This is a genomic window from Arthrobacter sp. P4_H3 (genome assembly GCF_056400885.1).
This window is the reverse complement of the sequence record NZ_JBFUKK010000041.1, coordinates 1-6,423: the sequence shown is the minus strand read 5'-3', so window position 1 is coordinate 6,423 and position 6,423 is coordinate 1. Positions and strand designations below refer to the sequence as shown.

Annotated in this window: 6 protein-coding genes; all 6 read left to right on the top strand. The window is 60.2% G+C overall.

Annotation, left to right across the window (positions count from 1 at the left end; all coding sequences use genetic code 11):
- Positions 1-339 precede the first annotated feature (339 nt).
- Entirely contained in the window at positions 340-1,122 is a 783-nt protein-coding gene (locus AC1DRE_RS25010; protein ID WP_476987157.1) for an enoyl-CoA hydratase/isomerase family protein, read from the top strand.
- A 26-nt stretch (positions 1,123-1,148) separates the two neighbouring features.
- Positions 1,149-2,360, top strand: coding sequence for a CaiB/BaiF CoA transferase family protein (locus tag AC1DRE_RS25005; protein ID WP_476987156.1), 1,212 nt, complete (start codon positions 1,149-1,151; stop codon positions 2,358-2,360).
- Positions 2,357-2,839, top strand: coding sequence for a MaoC family dehydratase (locus AC1DRE_RS25000; RefSeq protein WP_476987155.1), 483 nt, complete (start codon positions 2,357-2,359; stop codon positions 2,837-2,839). Before AC1DRE_RS25005 ends, AC1DRE_RS25000 begins: the two co-directional genes overlap by 4 nt.
- A gap of 2 nt (positions 2,840-2,841) precedes the next feature.
- A complete protein-coding gene (locus tag AC1DRE_RS24995) occupies positions 2,842-3,783 on the top strand; it encodes an alpha/beta hydrolase (protein WP_476987154.1) in 942 nt (313 codons plus the stop codon).
- A 54-nt stretch (positions 3,784-3,837) separates the two neighbouring features.
- Positions 3,838-4,905, top strand: coding sequence for a flavin reductase (locus AC1DRE_RS24990; protein ID WP_476987153.1), 1,068 nt, complete (start codon positions 3,838-3,840; stop codon positions 4,903-4,905).
- Positions 4,906-5,709: 804 nt separating this feature from the next.
- A partial coding sequence (gene aceA / locus AC1DRE_RS24985) for an isocitrate lyase (protein ID WP_476987152.1) occupies positions 5,710-6,423 on the top strand: 714 nt, incomplete at its 3' end.

Here is a 6,423-nt window from a genome sequence, read left to right as displayed (position 1 = left end):
AGTCGACGCAGAAGAACACGGCCAGATGATCGAACGGCTCGCCGCCGGACGCGGCGCCATGACCCTGGTCGGCACCCCCGAACAAATCGTCTCAACCCTACTAGACCTCACCAACGCCGGACTCGACGGCGTCGCGATCTCCTGGGTCAACTACGACGAAGGACTCCAGCAAATGGAAGACCACATCCTGCCACTCATGGTCGAAGCCGGCCTCCGCTCCAAATARACCACTTACACAACGAGCTAAGCGCCAATACGTCCGAGGGCGGAGCAACTCGTGAGCGCAATTCCTAATCGGCCGACGAAGGTCGATCGCAAATGCGGAAGGCAGGTATACGCATGACCCAGCACATTCGACTTACATCGCACGACTCAGTGCTCCTGATCGAGATGGTTCAGGAGAGCAACCGCAACGCAATGACAGCGGAGATGAAATTCGCACTCAGCGAAGCCCTCGAGCAGGCGGCCAGGCCAGAGGTTCGTAGTGTCGTTGTCACTGGAACTGGGAAGGCATTCTGCGCCGGCGGTGACGTCAAAGCGATGCAGCAACCCCAGGTAGAGGGAGGATCTGAGGCGGCGATGCGGCGCCTGAACGAGACCATTGTCCTGCCGTTGATGAGGCTTGCCAAGCCGACGATCGCTGCGGTGAACGGGGTGGCAGCAGGCGCTGGCGTCGGCATCGCACTCGCTTGCGATTTCCGCGTCATGTCCGATAAGGCAGATCTCGTCTTTGCGTTCAACCGCATGGGGCTAGTGCCCGACTTCGCCTTGTCGTATAATCTGCCACGCCTTGTGGGTGTGGCGCGGGCCAAAGAGCTCGCCTTCATTAAGGGGCGATTGTCGGCCGAGGAAGCGGAGCGTTGGGGACTTGTGACCGAGCTGTGTGCGCCAGAATTCGTCCTCGACCGTGCGATGGAGCTCGCGGCTCAACTTGCTGCCGGTCCCACTGTTGCGCTGGGACTAACCAAGCGCTTGCTCGACCGCAACTCATCCTCAGACATCCACGAAGCCCTCCAGCTTGAAGCGACCAGCCAGTGCGAGGCATTGCTGACTCGCGATCACGAAATCGCGCGCGACGCGTTCATTCAACGAAGCGGCACGCCGTCTTTTGAAGGCCGATAAGGATGCTTAAAGAAATGCCTATAGAAATGTTTGAAGCTGCGCCGCTATCCGGGCATCGTGTGCTGGATTTTTCACAGTTGATCGCAGGGCCATCGGCTGGCGTGATGCTTGCAGATCTCGGAGCTGACGTGATCAAGGTCGAGCGACCGACAGGTGAACTGGGACGGACCGTCGGACCCGAGGTGGGTGTACCCGCGACGTTCGCGGCATACAACCGCGGTAAACGGGCCTTGGCTGTTGACATCACCACACCTGAGGGCCGCGAAGTCGTGACACGGCTCATCCAGACCAGTGACGTCCTTATACAGAACTTCCGGCCTGGAGTGATGGATCGACTCGGATTCGGGTACGAGGCGGTGCACGCGGCGAACCCACGGTTGGTGTACGCGTCGCTGTCGGCCTACAACCCAGATGGAGCGGGCCGCAACAGGCCTGGCACCGACGCGGCGCTGCAGGCGGAGTCGGGCTTGATGGCTGTCACGGGTCCTGAAGATGGTGATCCCTACAAGGTCGGTGTTCAAGTTGTAGACGCAGCGGCTGGGCTCGCCATCGGTCAGGCAATCCTCGCGGCACTGCTCCAACGCACGACCACCGGAGTAGGGGCTCACCTTCGGCTGTCACTTTTCGAGGTGGCGACCTACGTCCAGAGTTCGGCGTTCGCCATCGCCTCTCGCTTCGGCCAAGAGCTTGATCGCCCCGGTAACACCGCGGGCGCTCTGGGTGCCCCGACCGACCTGTTTCGCGTCGCCGACGGCTTCGTGATGGTCGTTGCCTACTTCCCGGCTCAGTGGAAGAAGTTGTGCAGCCTACTGAATGTTCCAGAGGTCCACGACGACCCCCGTTTCGCCACCAATGCGGACCGTATCGCAAACAAGGAAGAGCTCAAGCAGCTCCTCGCCCCGCTCTTCGCTCAGAAGGGTCGAACTGAATGGGCAGAATTGCTCGGTGAGGCGGGCATCATCGCCGCGCCCGTACGCTCGCACCTCGAGGTCATCAGTGACACAGAGCTTCGCGGTTACGGCGACTTCGTCCGAGTCGAGAATGATATGACGGAACCCCACTGGCTGCCCTCGACGCCCTATCGCTCGAACACATGGCAGCGAGTCGCGTCCTATCGGCCCCCCAGGATTGGAGAAGACACGATCGATCTCCTGAACGAGCTGGGTTTCGACGAAAAGGAAACCGCCGAGATGTGGGCACGGAATGTCATCTACTCACCGACGAAGGAACATTCATGAGCCCCCGCATATTTTCAAACATCGATGAGTTCGTTGCGCAGGTCGGCGCTGACCTTGGAACCGCCGATGGTCCCGTGATCACGCAGGCCATGATCGATGATTTCGGTGCGCTCACCGGTAGCGATGACTGGATCCATAGCGACCCGGTCCGAGCCAAGGACAGCCAGTTCGGCGGGACGATCGCCCAGGCCGATCTTGTGCTGTCGATGATTCCACGTTTGATGGACCGCATCTTCACCGTAGAGGGCGTTGCGCTCGGCCTCATCTATGGCAGCGAACGGGTGCGATTCACGAGTCCCATCCCGGTTAATTCCCGGCTACGTCTGAAGGCGTCGATGCTCGACGCCACCATCAAAGGTGAGGGCACACGGGTGACGCTCAAAGTGGTAGTCGAAACCGACAGCGCGGACAAGCCCGTCATGATCGCGGAACCTGTGTACTGGTATTCGGGCGGTTCTAGCGAGAAGGAGCGCGGGTAGCCGTGGCCGAGATCGAAGCAGACCCTTCAATGCTGGTTGACCGAGTTGTGAGCATGTTCAACGAGGCGATACCTGCCGAGCGTGGAGGCACGTTGGCGGAGGTCCGCAAGGGTTACGAGGCTGTGCTTGCTCAACTACCCATCCCCGATGAGGCTTTGATCACCCCGGGTACCTATGGAGGTGTAGGCGGGTACTGGGTCCAGGCCGCGGAGGCGTCGAACGAACGCATAGGCGTGATGCTGCATGGAGGCGGCTACGTGATGGGGTCGGCCAAGGGCTACCGAGCCTTTGCCGCAGAGGTGTCACGAGCGACCAATTCCCGAGTATTCGTTGCGGAGTACCGCCTGGCTCCGGAACATCAGTTCCCGGCCGCCATCGAGGATGCGAGCAGAGTCCTAGCTGCAGCAATAAATGAAGTCGGGCCGCAGTCTGTGTTCGCCATCGGAGACTCAGCAGGCGGAGGCCTGGTAGTCAGCAGCTTATGGGAGTTGCGTCGCACGCAGGCGCCTCTCCCTGCTTGCATCGTCCTCGTGTCGGCACTCGTCGACCTGACGGGCACGAACCGGAGCTACGAGGAGCTCGCCGATGTCGATCCGATCTGTTCGCAAGCCGGCATCCGCCACAACGCTGCACTGTACCTCGGTGGGCAAGGGCCGGATGAGGCTCCGGCGGCTTTCCCGATGCTGTCCGATCTCGGCTGGCTCCCGCGGTGTCTGTTGCTAGTGGGAGGCGCGGAGGTCCTGCGCGACGACTCTCGTAATCTGGCCGAAAAGCTCGAGCGGGAAGGGGCGCGCGCAGAGTATCGCGAGTACGACGGCATGGTGCACGTCTGGCCCCTGTTCTCGTCTTTCATACCGCAAGGCCAGGATGCACTGGAGGAGATTGGAGCCTTCGTGCTCGCACAGACCGCCAGGACAACAGAAGATTTGCCAACCGGTCACTGACCGGATGAGGCTCAGGATCATCAAGAAAAAGCGCATCACTACGAAAGGGATGTCATGGAGAATGAAGCACCGGTGATTGCTGCCGACGTGTTTAGAAAAGTACTCAGTCACTACCCGACAGGGGTTTCGATCATCACGGCAGATGTGCCTGACGCCGGGCCGGTGGGCATGGTAGTGGGCACGTTCACGTCGCTCAGCCTCGATCCCCCTTTGGTCTCGTTCATGCCAGCGAAGACATCTACAAGCTGGCCAAAGATCGAGTCGTCAGGTGCCTTCTGCGTCAATGTCCTCGGCGTTAATCAGGGAGACCTGTGTCGACAATTCGCCGCCCGCGACGGAAAGAAGTTCGAGGGCGTCGACTGGAATCCTTCGGCTACCGGATCCCCCATATTAAGCGGCGTGATGGCATGGGTGGATTGCCGAATCGAGCAAGTTTTCGATTCAGGCGATCACCAGATCGTAGTGGGCCGCGTAATTGACCTCCGAGTTGAGTCGGACGAGTTGCCGATGGCCTTTCTGCGGGGGGGCTACGGACAGGTCCACCTTCCGCAACCTCCTTCAGCAGCTGAAGTGATGGCTGACGACTCGGATATGGTGCCTGCCAAGTTGGCCGAAGAGGTGGCACAACTGCTTGGTCTCGACGGCGTTGAATCTACGGCATGGGTTGAATCACGGGATCAAGTGGTGGAGCGGCTACTGATTGGGTTCCTCGAGGTGCTACTGGCCCGATTCGGTGAGCAAGTCGATGAGACTGGAGCGCCGAAAGAACAACTCCGGTCGTTGATCACCGTTTCGATGGACTCCTTACAGGATTTCTCCGCAGCGGCAATCATGTTCCAAAACGAGCGACCAAGCCTTACACCGGGCGGCTCAGACCGGTTGAAAGCGCTAGAAGACGAGTTTCGTCGGCGTTGGACAACGGTAATCCAGCGGGGTGTGAGTTCTGGGTCATTCGGTGAAGTCGACCCTCGTATGGCGCAACAGTTCATTTGCGACGCACTGTTCTCAACCGCGCGGTGGTTCCGCGAAGGAGGCCGCTTGAACCGCTCAGAAATCAAGGACGCATTCACAACCTTTGCCCTCAACGTCGTTCGTCGGCCGGAAATCGAAGACGAGTCGTAACTCGGTCGGTTTGGGCCCCACCCAAGCCGATCGAGCCTTCGCACTCTGCCACATTCGTTGTTATCCCTTCAATTTGGCGTGCCGAACGCGAGAGGGAAACACATCCGGTGATTTTCGATAACCGTGCTACCTGCCTCAAGTTGCACGGCTTCGTGCCTAGGTGGCGACGAACATGAGGCAATAGCGTTGATACTTGCGTCTGCCGTGAGCATTCACAGTATCTTCATCCCAAAATTCGGGTCGGGGGGACCGCACGACATCTCGACCACTCAATGCGAAATAGCACGGAGCGTCGCCGGTCCTCCCTCGTCCTAACTATCTTTGGCAAGCGAGAAATGGCATACCCGGGCTCGAGACGGCAACAATGACAAGCTTTTGTACCTTAGCTTTCATTTCATTACCTCGTCCCCCCAACCGCCCAAACACCGCCGGACCATTTCCTAACCGCGGGGAGCCAGTCCATAGCACGATACCAACGGACTGTTCGTACCCTCATGGAAGGCCTCCACCGGGAGTTGTTGGCGCGCTGTTTTGGGCGAATAAGGGTTTCCATCTATTCGCAGTTCGCCTTTTGACCGGGCCATTAAGGACGAGGGCTGGAAAGTCTCGCTCTTCCAGCTTGAATTTGACATTTGAAGAATATGAGGACTCGCGTTGCTTCCAGAGCTTTGTCTGGAAAACCTGTTGTAAATAAAGAACACCGGTTCTTGGAAAAATGACCGCACCGGCGGTGCCCGGCTGGGGCTGCAAGGATGCCGTCCGGGCCGGTAGTAAACCACCGGAGCTCAATCTAGGAGATCAACGATGACTGCAGCATTCGAGCCCACGCAGACGCCCGAAGAGCAGGCCGCCGCCCTGGAGCTCGAGTGGGCCGCCAACCCCCGCTGGGAAGGTGTGACCCGTGACTACAAGGCAACGGACGTCGTCCGGCTCCGCGGCCGAGTCTCCGAAGAACACACCCTCGCCCGCCGCGGCTCCGAGAAGCTGTGGAAGCAGCTGACCGAAGAGCACAAGACCGGCGGCTACACCAACGCACTCGGCGCCCTCACCGGCAACCAGGCCGTGCAGCAGGTCAAGGCCGGCCTCCGCGCCATCTACCTGTCCGGCTGGCAGGTTGCGGCCGACGCCAACAACTCGGGCCACACCTACCCGGACCAGTCGCTGTACCCGGCCAACTCGGTTCCCACCGTGGTCCGCCGCATCAACAACGCCCTGCTCCGCGCCGACCAGATCGAATTCTCCGAGGGCATCCAGACCGTTGAGGACTGGATGGTGCCGATTATTGCCGACGCCGAGGCAGGCTTCGGCGGACCGCTGAACGCCTACGAGCTCATGAAATCCATGATCCAGGCCGGCGCCGCGGGCGTTCACTGGGAGGACCAGCTCGCTTCAGAGAAGAAGTGCGGCCACCTCGGCGGCAAGGTGCTGATCCCCACCCAGCAGCACGTCCGCACCCTGAACGCGGCCCGCCTGGCCGCCGACGTCGCCGGCACCCCGTCGGTGGTCATCGCCCGCACC